Annotated in this window: 13 protein-coding genes; 3 read left to right on the top strand and 10 right to left on the bottom strand. The window is 53.4% G+C overall.

All coding sequences use genetic code 11. The features are described from left to right. Positions 1–9: 9 nt before the first annotated feature. Positions 10–1,215 carry a GGDEF domain-containing protein gene (locus YERSI8AC_RS13430; protein ID WP_022523177.1) on the top strand — a complete coding sequence of 402 codons (1,206 nt, stop codon included), beginning with the start codon at positions 10–12 and terminating at the stop codon, positions 1,213–1,215. A gap of 63 nt (positions 1,216–1,278) precedes the next feature. On the opposite strand, the gene sthA is transcribed toward YERSI8AC_RS13430, so the two are convergent. From sthA to YERSI8AC_RS13475, 9 genes are all read right to left on the bottom strand, one after another. Next, complete coding sequence (gene sthA / locus YERSI8AC_RS13435; RefSeq protein WP_009286982.1) at positions 1,279–2,670, bottom strand: Si-specific NAD(P)(+) transhydrogenase; 1,392 nt, start codon at positions 2,668–2,670, stop codon at positions 1,279–1,281. Between the two features lie 60 nt (positions 2,671–2,730). Then, the gene (nqrM, locus tag YERSI8AC_RS13440; protein WP_022523176.1) at positions 2,731–2,985 is read right to left on the bottom strand and encodes a (Na+)-NQR maturation NqrM; all 255 of its coding nucleotides are present in this window, start codon (positions 2,983–2,985) and stop codon (positions 2,731–2,733) included. Positions 2,986–3,217: 232 nt separating this feature from the next. Next, a complete protein-coding gene (gene nqrF, locus YERSI8AC_RS13445; protein ID WP_009286983.1) occupies positions 3,218–4,450 on the bottom strand; it encodes an NADH:ubiquinone reductase (Na(+)-transporting) subunit F in 1,233 nt (410 codons plus the stop codon). A 72-nt stretch (positions 4,451–4,522) separates the two neighbouring features. Then, positions 4,523–5,140, bottom strand: coding sequence for an NADH:ubiquinone reductase (Na(+)-transporting) subunit E (gene nqrE, locus YERSI8AC_RS13450; RefSeq protein ID WP_009286984.1), 618 nt, complete (start codon positions 5,138–5,140; stop codon positions 4,523–4,525). A gap of 1 nt (position 5,141) precedes the next feature. Continuing rightward, the gene (locus YERSI8AC_RS13455; RefSeq protein ID WP_009286985.1) at positions 5,142–5,810 is read right to left on the bottom strand and encodes an NADH:ubiquinone reductase (Na(+)-transporting) subunit D; all 669 of its coding nucleotides are present in this window, start codon (positions 5,808–5,810) and stop codon (positions 5,142–5,144) included. A gap of 2 nt (positions 5,811–5,812) precedes the next feature. After that, complete coding sequence (locus YERSI8AC_RS13460) at positions 5,813–6,634, bottom strand: Na(+)-translocating NADH-quinone reductase subunit C (RefSeq protein WP_009286986.1); 822 nt, start codon at positions 6,632–6,634, stop codon at positions 5,813–5,815. Beyond that, a complete protein-coding gene (locus tag YERSI8AC_RS13465; RefSeq protein WP_022523175.1) occupies positions 6,634–7,857 on the bottom strand; it encodes an NADH:ubiquinone reductase (Na(+)-transporting) subunit B in 1,224 nt (407 codons plus the stop codon). The genes YERSI8AC_RS13460 and YERSI8AC_RS13465 overlap by 1 nt, the downstream gene beginning before the upstream one ends. 2 nt (positions 7,858–7,859) lie before the next feature. Continuing rightward, positions 7,860–9,209: a Na(+)-translocating NADH-quinone reductase subunit A gene (locus tag YERSI8AC_RS13470; RefSeq protein WP_022523174.1), complete on the bottom strand. Its 1,350-nt coding sequence runs from the start codon at positions 9,207–9,209 to the stop codon at positions 7,860–7,862. Positions 9,210–9,515: 306 nt separating this feature from the next. Further along, positions 9,516–10,970: a glyceraldehyde-3-phosphate dehydrogenase gene (locus YERSI8AC_RS13475; protein ID WP_022523173.1), complete on the bottom strand. Its 1,455-nt coding sequence runs from the start codon at positions 10,968–10,970 to the stop codon at positions 9,516–9,518. 231 nt (positions 10,971–11,201) lie between these two features. On the opposite strand from YERSI8AC_RS13475, the gene mfd reads away from it, so the two are divergent. Together mfd and YERSI8AC_RS13485 are read left to right on the top strand one after the other, a co-directional pair. Next, positions 11,202–14,651, top strand: a complete 3,450-nt coding sequence (mfd, locus tag YERSI8AC_RS13480) for a transcription-repair coupling factor (RefSeq protein WP_022523172.1) — start codon at positions 11,202–11,204, stop codon at positions 14,649–14,651. A gap of 111 nt (positions 14,652–14,762) precedes the next feature. After that, positions 14,763–15,932 carry a L,D-transpeptidase family protein gene (locus YERSI8AC_RS13485; protein ID WP_022523171.1) on the top strand — a complete coding sequence of 390 codons (1,170 nt, stop codon included), beginning with the start codon at positions 14,763–14,765 and terminating at the stop codon, positions 15,930–15,932. A gap of 177 nt (positions 15,933–16,109) precedes the next feature. Here YERSI8AC_RS13485 and YERSI8AC_RS13490 read toward each other — a convergent pair whose 3' ends face one another. Next, positions 16,110–16,373 carry an Lpp/OprI family alanine-zipper lipoprotein gene (locus tag YERSI8AC_RS13490; RefSeq protein WP_022523170.1) on the bottom strand — a complete coding sequence of 88 codons (264 nt, stop codon included), beginning with the start codon at positions 16,371–16,373 and terminating at the stop codon, positions 16,110–16,112. Between the last annotated feature and the right edge of the window lie 135 nt (positions 16,374–16,508).

Below are 16,508 nucleotides of genomic sequence, written 5' to 3' on the forward strand. Positions count from 1 at the left end.
GATTATCTCATGATGATGCGCCACTTTCTTCGTCAGCCCGGTGGGCGCTTAGCATCCATTTTTGCCGTCCTTCTTTGCGCTATGTCCGCAGTAATGGGCAGCTATGTTTACAGTGCGTGCCAAAAAGCTAGCGCCGATTACACCACGCTAGTAAGTGATATTGTTCTAGCCCAACAGGCCACGCCTCAGTTACGGGCCGCATTAGAGGAAGGCAGCCGCCAGCCTAGCAGCGAACACATTAAATACATCGATTATTTTATTTCACTTTCCAAACAGCATTTAAATAACATACAGAGCAGTATTGAACGCCACCGATATCTCATCTCGGACGTTGAATACCTGCATAATCACTTCAGTGAGCTTAACAATCGCCTTTCAGACTTAACCCAGCAGTCACAGCAAGCCCAACAGCGCCCAGAGCTGATTGATCCGTTACAACGGGTTGCCATGGAGGTAGGCGGCGCTCAGGCTTGGCTATACAACCAGCTGCTAGAAGAAGTGCGCGACACCTCTGTTCAGCAACGTTTGGTGATGCAGCGACTCTCGATTGCGGTGAGTGCGCTATTGGTGTTAATGGTCAGCGCTGCAATTACACTCTGCCTAGCGGTTATTCATCTCCACCGTCAGCGCAACGTCATGCATCAGCTAATGCTAACCGATGAACTGACCGGGCTATATAACCGGCGCCATTTGGTCAATATAGCATCCGCTGCGCTTACCCAAGCCCAGCGCGATCGAGCACCGCTTAGCCTGCTGCTGTTAGATCTTGATCACTTCAAGCAAATTAATGATACCTACGGGCACCCAACCGGCGATGAGGTACTTCGCCAGATCAGTAAGCAGCTTCGCGAGCTTAGCCGTCCATCGGATACATTAGCGAGGATTGGTGGAGAGGAGTTTTGTTTATTGATGCCCAACACCGCTACCCATGATGCGCTTCAGGTAGCAGATCGGCTGCGCCGAGAGGTCGAAGTTAATACGCTGAGCGGTATAGAGCAGCAAGCCAACCCGACTATTAGCATCGGCGTGACGACGTGCCAAGTCGGCTCGCTGACGTTTGAGCAGCTTTATTCGTTTGCCGATAAAGCGCTCTATCAAGCTAAAGCACTGGGGCGCAACCGCGTTGAAAAACTGTTGCCCCCCACTGAGCCGTCACCTGATAACAAACCACAAGCTTACGGCCATACGCTTATTCGCGAATCCAGTGACTCTTAAACGTCTACGACAAAGGCAACTTCTCGGATTAGACGCCTGACAAAGCCCTCGCTAAAGCTGTGGCTAGAAAACCCGGTTTAAACCATTCTGCGCAGCCACCCGGTACGCTTCTGCCATGGTCGGGTAATTAAACGTGGTATTTACAAAGTACTTGAGCGTGTTGGCATCGCCCTCTTGCTGCATGATCGCTTGGCCGATATGCAAAATCTCAGACGCCTGGTCGCCAAAACAATGAATACCGAGTATTTCCAGGGTGTCTTGGTGGAACAGAATTTTAAGCATACCCACAGTATCACCGGTAATTTGTGCCCTGGCGGTATCTTTGAAGAAAGCTTTGCCTACTTCATAGGGCACTTTGGCTTCGGTAAGTTCACGCTCATTGGGGCCGAACGAGCTAATCTCAGGGATGGTGTAGATTCCGGTAGGTACATCACTCACAAAGCGATACTCTTTATCGAGCAACTCATTGCACGAGTTCAAGCCTTGGTCGTAAGCCGCGCTCGCCAAACTCGGCCAGCCAATTACATCGCCCGCTGCGTAGATATGGGAAACCGCAGTGCGGTAGTGCTCATCAACGCTTAGCTGACCACGCCCATTGGCGGTTAAGCCAATGTTCTCAAGGCCTAAGCTGTCGGTATTACCGGTTCGCCCATTGGCCCACAAAAATGCATCAGCGCGAATTTTCTTGCCTGACTTGAGACGCACGACGACGCCTGACTCATCGCCCTCAACGCTCTCGTATTCTTCATTATGGCGAACCAGCACACCGTGCTTACGCAAATGGTAGGAGAGTGCATCGCTAATCTCATCGTCCAGGAACGACAGCAGGCTGTCACGGTTATTAATGAGATCAACTTTGACGCCCAAGCCCGAAAAGATCGATGCATATTCACAGCCAATCACCCCGGCGCCAAAAATTACCAGCGTGCGCGGGGTATGCGAGAGGCTTAATATGGTGTCAGAGCAGTAAATACGCGGATGGCGGAAGTTAATATCCGCCGGGCGGTAAGGGCGAGAACCAGTGGCAATCACGATTTTCTTCGCCACCAGTTCTTCCATGCCTTCCTGGCGGTCACGCACCAACAAGGTGTGCTCATCTTTAAATCGGGCGACGCCATGAAACAGATCAATGCGGTTGCGCGCATAGAAGGTGGTACGCATCTCTACCTGTTTATCGATGGTACCCCTTGAGCGTTCCATCACTTTGGGGAAGGAGAACCAGCGCGGCTCACCAATATCGCGGAACATACGGTTGGTGTTGAACGCCATGATCTGTTTCACCTGATGGCGCAGCGCTTTGGAAGGAATGGTACCCCAGTGAGTACAATTGCCACCTACCTGAACCTGCTTCTCAATAATCGCTACACGCTTGCCATGCTTTGCAGCGTTGATAGCAGCGCTTTCTCCTGCAGGCCCCGTACCGATCACCACAACATCGTAATTGTGAACCGCCATGCTCTCTGCGTCCCCTTGCTATTTTTGGTCAATCATCCCGTTGCATACAACGCAGTCTTGTTAGCGACGTGTAGCATCATAGCCCAAATCGGCACCACGGCTTTCATCGCTACGGCGGCGCACACCTCCGCGCTTGCGGTTCTCTTCTTCACAAACCTCATCTTTGCCACCGCAAATATCACAGCCATCTTTCATGCCGATTTGATTCAAACCTCCGCAAGAACCGGCAATTGGTTTTCGGCCCATGATGACGCCCACGGCCATCGCACCCATAATCAGTGCCATGAAACCGAATACCAGTAGCCAAATAGTCATATCAACCTCCCCGCTTCACATTGCTTCGCTTTAAATTATTGGCCTTACCTGACGACAACAGTCGTCGTGATAAGTGCCGCACGGTCATTCATCATTAAAGTGATTATACCTTAGCCAAGCCCCTCTTATCAGCGCGGTGATAAGTCATTCCCTGCACAAGGTTATATAAACAAACGGGGCCAGCCCAAAAGGCCAGCCCCGCTTAACGCTACTATCGACTTACGCCGACCGTTTAGCCACCGAAATCATCCAACAGGATATTTTCCGGCTCAACGCCCATATCAAGCAACAACTTGATAACCGAGGCGTTCATCATCGGCGGCCCACACATGTAGTACTCGCAATCTTCAGGTGCTGGGTGATCCTTCAGATAGTTTTCGTACAGCACATTATGGATAAAGCCTGTCGGCCCTTCCCAATTATCTTCCGGCTGAGGATCAGATAGCGCCAGGTGCCACTCAAAGTTAGGGAACTCTTCGGCTAACTGGTCGTACTCTTCGTTGTAGAAGGTTTCACGCCAGGAGCGAGCACCGTACCAGAAGGTAATCTTGCGATCAGACTTCAAGCGCTTCAACTGATCGAAGATGTGACTACGCATCGGTGCCATACCCGCACCACCACCGATAAAGATCATCTCGGCGTCAGTATCACGGGCAAAGAACTCACCGAACGGTCCCATTACGGTGACCTTATCGCCCTCTTTAAGGCTGAAGACATAAGTCGACATCAAGCCAGGCGGATGGTCAGTGCCGGGAGGCGGCGTGGCAATACGGATGTTAAACTTGAGGATACCCTTCTCGTCTGGGTAGTTCGCCATGGAGTATGCGCGAATCACTTCCTCGTTGTTCTTGTGGGAAATTTTGAACATATCAAATTTTTCCCAATCACCCCGATACTCCTCGTCGATATCAAAATCAGAGAACTTGATATCGTAAGGCGGTGCAACGAGCTGTACATAGCCACCGGCGCGGAAGGCGACTTCTTCGCCCTCTGGCAGTTTCAGGTTTAACTCTTTGATAAAGGTGGCAACGTTGGGGTTGGCAATAACCTCACATTCCCACTTCTTCACCCCAAAGACTTCTTCAGGCACTTCGACTTTCATGTCCTGCTTCACAGGTACCTGACAAGAGAGGCGCCAGCCCTCTTTCTTCTCACGCATCGTGAAGTGCGACTCTTCAGTCGGCAGAATAGAGCCGCCGCCCTCTTCAACCCGACACTTACACTGGGCACAAGAACCACCGCCACCGCAGGCGGACGAGAGGAAAATGCCGTTAGCGGCAAGCGTGTTTAGCAGCTTACCACCGGCCTGGGTCTTCAAAGTGTGCTCAGGGTCGCCGTTGACCTCAATGGTCACGTCCCCGCTACTCACAAGCTTGCTGCGCGCTGCCAGAATGATCGCCGTCAAGCTAATAACGATGACCGTGAACATGACAACACCGAGCAAGATGACTGTTGTATCAACCATGTCGGTTTCCTATTGCTGGAGGTTTTCTATTACCCGGCGATGTTTGCCACCGCCGGGAAAAACCGGCTCCGATTAAAGCTGAATGCCCGAGAAGGACATAAAGCCCAACGACATCAGCCCCACGGTGATGAAAGTAATGCCCAGCCCTTGAAGGCCACCCGGCACATCGCTGTACTTCAGCTTTTCACGAATACCCGCCAGGGCGGCAATGGCCAATGCCCAACCGGTGCCCGCGCCAAAGCCATAGACCACGGCTTCGCCAAAGTTATAGCTACGCTCCACCATGAACAGTACGCCACCCAGGATGGCGCAGTTAACGGTAATCAGCGGCAGGAAGACCCCTAGCGCGTTGTAGAGCGACGGTACGTACTTATCAAGGAACATTTCCATGATCTGTACCAGCGCCGCAATGACACCGATGTAGGAGAGCAACCCAAGGAAGGAGAGGTCGATGTTTTCAGCACCGCTAATACCGGTCCAGGTCAGCGCACCTTCCTGTAGCAAGAAGGTATAGACAAGGTTGTTAACCGGCACGGTGACGGTCAATACCACAATCACCGCAATGCCCAAGCCAATCGCTGAGGAGACCTTTTTGGACACCGCCAAGAAAGTACACATCCCCAGGAAGAAGGCCAGTGCCATGTTTTCAACAAACACCGAGGCAACAAAAAGACTCAGATAATGTTCCATGTTACACGGCCTCCTTGGGCTTGGTGTTTTCCTTCATTTTGAACTCATTATCTTCTACTTGCTCAGGGTTAACGGAACGCATTACCCAGATCAGTAGACCGATAATAAAGAACGCTGAAGGCGGTAGTAATAGCAAGCCGTTAGGCACGTACCAGCCACCATTTTGCACGGTCTGGAGGATGGTAATGCCAAATACGCTGCCCGAACCCAGCAGCTCACGGAAGAAACCCACCACCATGAGTACAAAGCCATAGCCTAGGCCGTTACCAATACCGTCTAAAAACGACATGCCCGGCGTATTGGACATCGCAAAGCCTTCAGCGCGGCCCATGACGATACAGTTAGTAATGATCAAACCCACAAATACTGAGAGCTGCTTAGACATCTCATAGGCATACGCCTTGAGAATCTGATCAACCACGATAACCAGCGAGGCAATAATGGTCATCTGCACGATGATACGGATCGAAGAGGGAATATGATTCCTGATCAACGATACGAACAAATTTGAGAATGCCGTTACGAAAATAACCGCCAGCGCCATAACGAGCGATACGCTCATACTGGTGGTTACCGCAAGTGCCGAACAGATCCCCAGAATTTGCAGCGCAATAGGGTTGTTCTGGAAAATCGGCGCTGTTAAAACGCCTTTTGCATTTACGTCCGCCATGATCAGGCCCCCTCAACGTCTTCGAAGTTGGTATCGGTCTCTTCGGCGTCTTCCGGCTCAGTGCCACTGCGGAATTTAGCCAAATAGGGACCGAAAGCTTCTTCGCTCAACCAGAACTGCAGCATATTAGTCACGCCGTTACTGGTCAGCGTAGCGCCAGATAGCGCATCGACTTCGTATTCGTCACTGGCGCCGCCTTTGGTCAGGTGAATCTCCGGTGAGAGGTCGCCCTCTTCATCGTAAATTTTCTTGCCTTCCCACTGGGCTTGCCAGCGCGGGTTGTTAACTTCTGCGCCCAAACCTGGCGTTTCACTGTGCTCGTAGTAGGTGATACTGACAATAGTATTGCCATCACCCTCTACGGCCAGGAAGCCACGCATCAAGCCCCAAAGCCCCTGACCACGAATCGGCAACACGATCTGTTCCGGATCGTCTTCACTGCCGACCAGATAAACAGTCGCGTAGTTTTCAACCCGTGAAAGGCCCGCGATGTCTTGATCGCCAGAAAGCGTGCGACCCGAGGCCGGGTCACGGGCAGCCTCAAAACTATCGTAGGTATCGGGATCGAACTCATCGGAGTACTCACCCGTATCCAGGTCAACGACCCGTGCGATGATCTCATCGCTAAACACCTCTTCAACGTCCATACCCGGCTCATAAAGCTTGGCAACGTTCAAGATGTTGGTTTTACGGTCGAGTTCCTGGTTAAGCTGCTGCATGGGTCGCAAGGCGACCGCCGCGGTCGAGACAATGACGGAGCACACGATACACAGTGCAAACGCCACAATCAGGACTTTCTTGATGGAGTTGTTACCTTGTGCCATTAGGCAGTCTCCTCGGCCGGTACGGCGGTTCGCTTCACGCGACGCTTGATGTTGGCCTGGACGAAGAAATGGTCAATCAGCGGTGCAAACAGGTTAGCGAACAGAATCGCCAGCATGATGCCTTCCGGGAAAGCCGGGTTCACAACGCGAATCAAAACAGTCATCACACCAATCAGCGCACCAAACAGCAGACGGCCTTGATTGGTCATCGACGCCGACACCGGATCGGTTGCCATGAAGACCATACCGAAAGCGAAACCGCCGATCACCAGATGCCAGTACCACGGCATGGCAAACATTGGGTTGGTATCAGAGCCGATTAGATTAAACAGCGTACTGGTCACCACCATGCCCAGGAGTACCCCCAGCATGATTCGCCAAGAGGCAATTCCCGTCCACAGCAACACAGCGCCGCCGATAAAGATGGCTAGTGTCGAGACCTCCCCGATCGAGCCAGGGATAAAACCGATGAAGGCATCCCACCAGCTAAAGGTGTCGGTCAACGCAGACATACCGTCCTGGAACGCTAGCGAGAGTGCAGTCGCACCAGTATAGCCATCAGCGGCAACCCATACAGAGTCACCAGAGATTTGCGCGGGATAGGCAAAGTAAAGGAATGCACGACCGGTCAGCGCGGGGTTCAAGAAGTTTTTACCCGTGCCGCCGAAGATCTCTTTACCGATCACCACACCAAAGGTGATACCCAAGGCAACCTGCCAAAGGGGAATGGTGGCGGGCAGTACCAGCGCGAAGAGTACGGAAGTGACGAAGAAGCCTTCGTTGACTTCGTGACCGCGCTTGATAGCGAACAGCACCTCCCAGAAACCACCGACCACAAAGGTGACCAGGTAGATAGGTAGGAAGTAGGTAGCGCCAAGGACAAAGTTAGCCCACAGGCTATTCGCATCATGACCGGACGACAGCGTCATCATAATCGCTTCGCGCCAGCCTCCCATAGAGGCATAGCCCGCATCAATTGCCGTGTTGGCCTGCCAACCAGCGCTCCACATGCCGAAAAACATCGCCGGAAAAGTACACATCCACACGGTAATCATGATGCGTTTAAGATCGATACCGTCACGCACATGCGCGGTGGTTTTAGCCACGCTCGGTGGCGTGTAAAAAATAGTATCTACCGCTTCAAACAGCGGATAGAACTTTTCGTACTTTCCGCCTTTGTGGAAATGCGGCTCGATATTTTGGAGTGTCTGTTGAATACCCATTATCAGGCCTCTTTCTCGATCATGGTGAGATTATCACGCAGGATGGGGCCATATTCGTATTTGCCAGGGCAAACATACGTGCACAGCGCCAGATCCTCTTCGTCCAGCTCCAAACACCCAAGCTGCATGGCAACCTCAATGTCGCCCACGATCAACGAACGCAATAGCTGAGTCGGCATGATATCTAGCGGCATCACCTGCTCATAGGCACCTACCGGCACCATAGCACGCTCGGAACCATTGGTAGAGGTCGTCGGAGCATAGTTGCTGAGCCCCTTAATCTTGGAGATATAAATACCCAAGACCGAGTGACGATTAGCACCAGGAGACAACCAACCCATAAACGTGCGCTTGTTGCCCTCTTCCAGCAAACTCACTTGATTGCTGAAGCGGCCAAGGTAGGTCAACTTACCTTCAGCGGCAAAGCCAGAGAATACCGAACCAGAAATTACGCGAGTGTCCTCGGGTTTGATGACTTCGTTGGTCAGGAGTTCATCTGTACTAGCGCCGACACGGGTACGAATCAGACGCGGATTTTCAGCACGCGGGCCACCAATGGCAACCACACGGTTCATATCCAGCTTCCCTTCTACAAACAACTTACCGAACGCAATAACGTCCTGGTAGCCGATATGCCACACTTTTTTGTGCAGTGCGACTGGAGAAAGGTAGTGAATATGCGTGCCGACAAGTCCCGCAGGATGAGGGCCGGCAAAGCTTTCGGTTTTTACGCCGTCAACATCGCCACCCGGGACTGAGGCATTTTCGCCCGTACATAAGAAGACGTTGCCCTCGGTCAGGCGCGCTAACACCTTGAGGCCATCCTCGAATGCCTGCGACTGCTCGTTAATGATCAACGCAGGGTCAGGGCTAAGTGGATGGGTATCCACGGCGGTTACAAAAATATCGGCCGGGGTGCTATCAATGGCCGGGGTGCGCGAGAAAGGACGAGTGCGCAATGCTGTCCAGAGTCCCGATTCTACCAGTTGGTCGACAACGACCTGACGTTCAAGCTGCGCTAAGGCATTACGATCATGAGCAGCGAATTCGACCGCTTCCTCAGTTTCGTCTACTTTAATTACGACAGACAGTAAACGACGTTTTTCGCCACGGTTTATTGCAAGCACTTCACCGGCAGCGGGCGCTGTATAGCGCACACCATCAATTTTCTTATCGGTGAAGAGCAATTGGCCCAGTTTGACCTTATCCCCTTCCTGGACTTCCATCGTCGGCTTCATGCCAACGTAGTCGGTACCCAGGATTGCCACGTGGCGCACAGGCCGCGCATCTTCAATACGCTGCTCGGGCGCTCCCGTGATGGGGAGATCCAGGCCTTTTTTGACTTCGATCATAGTCTCGCCCAGTTGTTGGATCGGATATACGAAGGTATGGGGTTCGAATGCTTATTTTCTGCTCAGCGAATTGTTATTTTCTGCTCAGATTGTTACCAGTCCGGCCCAAGCAGCACTTGAACCACCCCGAAAAATCCATCGTATTATAAAGATAAGCGCGTCCAATGACCACATCCCTGATGACCACCAAAAGTGCTATATACATTGGCAAAAGATGAGATTGAGACCAAAAAAACGCCACCCGAAGGTGGCGTCAACGCATTCTCTTAGCTCTAACACCCGGCATGCGGGCTTTGCTAAGTTTAACTAGCGAGGAAGTTTTAAAAACCGTACGTTAGACATTTGCTGCAAAATACGTACAACCTGGCAGCTATAACCGAACTCATTGTCATACCACACATAAATGACCGCATGATGGCCGTTGGCGATGGTAGCTTTAGCATCCACGATACCGGCATGACGATTGCCCACAAAGTCTGACGACACCACTTCTGCTGAATCGACAAAGTCAATTTGCTTCTGGTAGGCAGACTCGATCGACATACGGCGCAAGTAGTCATTTAGCGCTACAGCATCTGTCGCTTTATCCAGGGTCAGATTGAGAATGGCCATAGAGACATTAGGGATTGGCACACGAATGGCGTTGCCGGTCAGCTTTCCCTCTAGCTCAGGTAGCGCTTTCGATACGGCCTTGGCTGCTCCTGTCTCGGTCAATACCATATTCAGCGCCGCACTACGGCCACGACGGTCACCTTTATGGTAGTTGTCGATCAAGTTCTGGTCGTTGGTATAGGCATGCACGGTTTCCACATGCCCATTCACCACACCGTACTCGTCGTTGAGTACCTTCAATACCGGAACGATCGCATTGGTAGTGCAAGAGGCAGCAGAGACGATGAGATCGCTGTCGCCAATGGATTCGTGGTTAATACCGTAAACGATGTTTTTAATATCGCCTTTACCCGGTGCCGTTAGCAGCGCTTTGGCAGCACCTTTACACTGCAGATGCTGGCCCAAGCCCTCTTCATCGCGCCAGATACCGGTATTATCAACAATCACCGCGTTATCGATATCATACTCGGTGTAGTCAATCTCACTGGGCGAATCGGCGTAAATAACCTGAATAACATTGCCGTTGACCGTCAGCGTGCGGGCCTCTGCATCGACCATGATGGTGCCGTCAAAAGGCCCATGTACTGAGTCACGACGCAGCAGGCTGGCGCGCTTCTCAAGGTCTTTAGCCACATCGCCACGGCCACGCACCACAATAGCGCGCAAACGCAGCAGATTACCGCCCCCGGCCTTCTCTATCATCACTCGTGCCAGTAAACGACCAATACGACCAAAACCGTAGAGCACCACGTCTTGCGGCTCACCGGTGCTAGCCCCCGGCTGGTAGCCATCAATAACCTCTTGCAGCTCTTTACGCAGGAAGGCTTCGACATCGCCACCGCCTCGGTTCTTGAACATCACCGCCAGCTTACCTACATCCACATGGGCGGGGCCAAGGTTCAAAGCGACCATCCCCTTCACGATAGAGTAGGTATCCTCAACGGAGAGCTCAGTCCCTTCTATTTTACGCACGAAGCGGTGGTCTTTAAGAATGCGGATGACCGACCGTTTAATAAGTGAACGCCCGAACATGGTGGCAACGACGTTATTCTGACGATAGAGCTGCCCTACTAACGGGATCATCTGCTCCGCCAAGGCTTCGTTGCCTTGCCATTCTTGAAAAACGTTTTCGAGCGCTTGCTGACTCACGTGCGGCCTCATCAGGTAGTGGGAACGGAGAGTGTATTATCCGGGGCAAGCGCAGCGGTCGCAATGACTGGATAGTCGCACAACATGTAGGGGTATTACAGAAATGCCAATCTCACTACAAAACCTCTTTCAGTACAGATTAACCCGCTACCTTAAGCCGCGGCACTCTAACTGAAACGGGTGATCGTGTATGATCTCCCTTCCGTTTCAGCGCAAAACGATATCTTGCTTATGCCGACATTCTCTCTGCTCGAACCGCCCCAGCCCCAAGGGACTCGCGATACGCTCTACTGGACATCGCCGCCGGGTAGCGCGACTGCGCTGGCACTCTCCCGCGTTGCTGCGAAAGCTCCGCTATTGGTGATCACTCCCAATACGGCCAGCGCGCAGCGTCTTGAACAAGATCTCTATTTTTATAGCGACGTACCGGTACTGCCCTTCCCCGACTGGGAAACGCTGCCCTACGACAGCTTTTCACCCCATCAGGATATTGTCTCGGCGAGACTGCGTACCCTGCGCCAACTGCAAGATGGCGTGCGCGGCATTGTGCTGGTGCCGATCAACACGTTGATGCAGCGCTTGCCCCCGGTTGAGTACATTGCCGGGCGGGTCATGACACTCAAAACTGGCGAGCGCTTGAATCGCGAAGCGTTTCGGGAATCGCTCTCCCGAGCGGGCTATCGCGCTGTCGAAACGGTCTATGAGCCCGGCGAATACGCCATGCGCGGCGCGCTGATTGACCTGTTTGCGATGGGTATGGATGAGCCGATCCGTATTGATCTGTTCGATGACGAGATCGATTCGCTGCGCCACTTCGACCCTGGCAGCCAGCGCTCGACTGATAAGCTTGAATCGCTAGAATTGCTACCCGCCCACGAGTACTCGCTAAGCCGCAGCGCGATTGCCTGTTTTCGTGAGCAGTTTGAAACCCTGTTCGACGTTGATCCGCGGCAATGCCCTCTTTATAACGATGCGTTGAAAGGCATTCCTTCACCGGGGCTTGAGCACTATTTACCACTGTTTTTTGAACACACCGCATCGCTGTTTGACCACCTGACCGACGATACACGAGTCGCACTGCTGCCGGGAGTTTTTGCTGCCGCCGAGCAGCACTGGCAGTCGATCGACGCTCGCTACGTAAACTTGGGCGTTGACCCAACCCGCCCGCTGCTGCCACCGCACCGAGCGTTTTTCCCGGTCAACGATGTATTCTCGGCAATCAAAGCCTGCCCGCGAATAGAGTTAACCGAGGATAGCGAGCAGCGCCATGCGCAACAGCCTGAAGCCGCACCGCTTCCCACACTCTCTATTAATGCCCGCGCCAAGCAGCCATTGGCGGAGCTGTCAGCATTTTTGCACTCCCATGCCCAAACCCGGGTGCTGTTTGTGGCGGAGTCGCGGGGTCGCCGGGAAGCCCTGGAAGAGATCCTGTCGCCACTTCAGCTCTCGCTTCCGCATACCGATAGCTTCCACGACTTTCTCGCTAGCGATCATACCTATGCAATTACGGAAGGTTTGGTCGACAGCGGCTTATGGCTAAATAATCCAAGTATTGCGGTAATTAGTGAAACCGAGCTGTTTGGTGACGTGGTACGTCAGAGCCGTCGGCGCGAAAAAGCCACGGATGACAATGAGCTTGCAGTACGCCACTTGTCGGAGCTGCGCGAAGGTGCGCCAGTGGTTCACCAGGCCCACGGCGTGGGCCGCTATTTAGGGCTGGAAACCTTAGAGGCCGGTGGCCAGGCAAATGAGTTCCTGGCGCTCTCCTACGCCGATGGTGCCAAGCTTTATGTGCCTGTCGACAGCCTGCATATGATCTCCCGTTACAGCGGGGCCGGTGACGAACTGGCCCCGCTGCATAAGCTCGGTTCGGACCAGTGGGAAAAAGCCCGCCGCAAAGCCGCCGAAAAAATTCGCGATACCGCCGCAGAGCTGCTGGATGTCTACGCCCGCCGGGAAGCCCAGCAAGGGGTGGTCTATGAGGCGCCAGGCGAGGAGTATCTGCGTTTTGCGGGTAACTTCCCATTTGAAGAGACCGCTGACCAGCACGCGGCGATTGAAGCGGTCATCAGCGATATGACCTCCCCGCAGCCCATGGATCGCGTGGTGTGCGGCGATGTCGGCTTCGGCAAAACCGAAGTGGCCATGCGCGCGGCATTTTTGGCCGTACAGTCTGGCCGCCAAGTGGTGGTATTGGTGCCCACTACGTTGTTGGCGCGCCAGCACTTCGAGAACTTCCGTGACCGCTTTGCTGACACCGCCGTCAATATTGGCCTGATCTCGCGCTTTACCAGCGGCAAAGAGGTCACCCAGACACTAGAGAGCATTAAAAGCGGCCAAACGGATATCGTCATCGGCACCCATAAACTGCTCGCCAAAAGCGTTGAGCTGCCCAAAATGGGCCTGCTGATCATCGATGAGGAGCACCGCTTCGGGGTGGCGCAAAAAGAGAAGCTCAAAACGCTGCGTGCCGAAGTCGATATTTTGACGCTGACCGCGACCCCTATTCCGCGCACGCTCAATATGGCCATGAGCGGCATCCGTGATCTGTCGATTATCGCTACGCCGCCCGCCCGTCGTCTGTCGGTTAAAACCTTTGTTCAGCAGCACGACACCAGTATCATCAAGGAAGCCCTGCTACGTGAAATACTGCGTGGTGGGCAGGTCTATGTACTGCATAACGAAGTCAAAACCATTGAAAACAGTGCCGAACAGATTCGTGAACTAATCCCCGAAGCGCGGGTAGCGGTTGCCCACGGCCAGCTTCCCGAGCGCAGCCTGGAACGCATTATGTCGGACTTCTACCACCGACGCTTTAACGTGCTGGTGTGTTCGACCATCATTGAAACCGGCATTGATGTACCCAGCGCCAACACCATTATTATCGAACGTGCTGATAAATTTGGCTTGGCCCAGCTGCACCAGCTGCGGGGCCGGGTCGGCCGTAGTCACCATCAGGCGTACGCCTACCTATTAACGCCACCGCCCAAAGCGATGACCCGTGATGCTATCAAGCGTCTGGAAGCAATTAGCGCTTCGGATGATCTAGGCGCTGGCTTTACCCTGGCCAGCCACGATATGGAAATCCGTGGCGCGGGTGAACTGCTGGGGGATGAACAGAGCGGCCAGATGGAAACCATCGGCTACACCCTCTATATGGAGATGCTGGATCGAGCGGTGAAGGCCATTCGCGCGGGTAAAACGCCCAATATCGATGCCCCCTTCAATACCGGCGTGGAAATCAACCTCAACCTGCCTGCGCTGATTCCAAGTGATTATATTCACGATGTTCAGCAGCGCCTGGTGATGTACAAGCGGATTGCCAACACCCAGAGCGATAGCGAACTTAAAGAGTTACAGGTTGAGCTGATCGACCGCTTTGGCTTGCTGCCCAACCCGGTGAAAAACCTGATTCGCCAGACCAAGCTGCGCCACCGTGCCGAGCAACTGGGAATCAGCAAAATCGAGGCTGGCGAGAGCCGCGGTAGAGTATTGTTTGATAGCAGCACCCAGGTGGATCCCTTAACCCTGGTGACCCTCATTCAGACGTCACCAAAGCACTATCGTTTAGATGGCTCTGACACCTTACGGTTTGAATTACCAATGGAAAGTGTCGACAAGCGCTTCCAGCAACTTGAAAACCTACTTAGCACCCTTAACCAAAAAGTAGCGGCGGCGTGAAGCTTGGGGCAAACTTGCCAGTAGCCATGGCCCAGTTGATCAACAGCCGTTTATTGATCCCAGTGGCCCAGCAACGCGCATCAGCAGTGAATTAACACATTAGGAACGATCATGAACATTCGCAATACCTTTACCCTTTGGGGCCCTACCAGCTTGGCCGTGCTACTCGCCGCTAGCCTGGTGAGCCCCGCTTTTGCGCAACCAGCTAACGAGCAAGCCGACAGCCCAACACAGGCGCAAGAGCAGCAGACTCAAGAAAGCTCAGAAGAATCGCCAAAGGCGCAAGCACAGGAAATCAGCATAGACGCCGTCGATAGCGCCGCTCAGGTTGCTGATCAGGATGAGCTACCCCGTGGTCACTTCCGCCTACCCGAAGAAGGCGATGTCATTGGCGAGCGCTACACCGTCGTTGTCGAAGACCCCAAGCAGACGCTGATCGATATCGCCCGACGCCACAACATTGGCTATGAAGAGATTCGCATGGCCAACCCGGGTGTCAGCCTCTGGGTACCTGGCGTAGGTACCGAAGTGGTGATCCCCGCCCAATACATTCTTCCGCCTGCGCCGCGGGAAGGCGTTGTCATTAACCTTTCTGAGCTACGTCTCTACTACTACCCTGCCGACAAACCCGGCATCGTCGAAACCTACCCGGTTAGCGTGGGGCGTGAAGAGTTCGCTACCCCCGTAGGCATCACCCGCACCACGGTTAAGGTTAAAGACCCCGCCTGGGCTCCACCGGCATCTATGCGTCGCGAAGCAGCCGAACGCGGCGAACCAGCGCCTTCCGTGGTACCGCCCGGCCCTAACAACCCCTTGGGCGAGCACGCAATTCTGCTGGCCATGCCGAGCTATCTCATTCACGGTACCAACCGCCCTGATGGCGTCGGTATGCGCGTTAGCCGTGGCTGTATCCGCATGTACCCGGAAGATATCAAATCGCTCTACGAGCGTTTGCCTAGCGGTACTCAGGTCAACCTGATGGATGCACCGTTCAAAGCGGGCTTTGCAGCCGATGGCACGCTGTTTGTGCAATCTTTCCCACAGCTGGAAGAGAACGCGGAAGGCTTTGAGCCACTGCTTAATGCCCTTGAACGCGTCACTGAGCTAACTGGCAGTGACGTTGAAATAGACGCGGATCAGATTCAGCGCGCCGTAGAAGCTCCTGACGGCCAATTTATCGCGCTATATGGCCCTCAGGCTCCCGAGCCAGAACCAGAGCCTGTTGAGCTGATTGACGAGCTTAAGCTCAGCGCCGCCACTGACGACGATAAAGACGCTTAACCGAACACCTAGCAACAAAAAACCCCGCCAAGGCGGGGTTTTTGCGTAGCTAGTATCAAAACCTACTGGTCTGACGCTTTAACGTACAGCGCCTTACTACGGCATATTAACTAACTACAGCTTTCTTCCAGCAGCTGCTGAGAGAGTCAGACGACTCCCTCAGCAGCCCAAGCAGAATTACTTCTGCATGGAACGCTGGAACATACGGTTCATTTCTTCACGGTTCTGCTCAGACATCTGCAGAGCAGCCTGCGCGTCGCGCTGGGCTTGGTTTGCAGTGTTCATAGCTTGTGAAGCCATGCTGCGTGCTTCTGCAGCGTCAGCCTGTGCAGATTCTGCAGTCATGCGAACTTCTTCCAGCGCGCTGGTAGAAGCACAACCAGCAAGAATTGCCAGAGAAGCGGCAGCAGCAGTCATCTTCAGAGTAGTTTTCAGAGTCATAATGTTCTCCTTGAGTCGTCCTTGGGTACTACGTTAAGGGTATGACAAAGGTAAGGCTAGTCACTTAAATTAGAATAAGTTCTTAGCTTAAATTTGTCTACCTGCGGTGCAGGTTCTTTTCAGTGACTTGTGCTG

Origin of the sequence: Halomonas sp. 113 (genome assembly GCF_904067645.1) — a bacterium.
Taxonomy (GTDB): domain Bacteria; phylum Pseudomonadota; class Gammaproteobacteria; order Pseudomonadales; family Halomonadaceae; genus Vreelandella; species Vreelandella titanicae.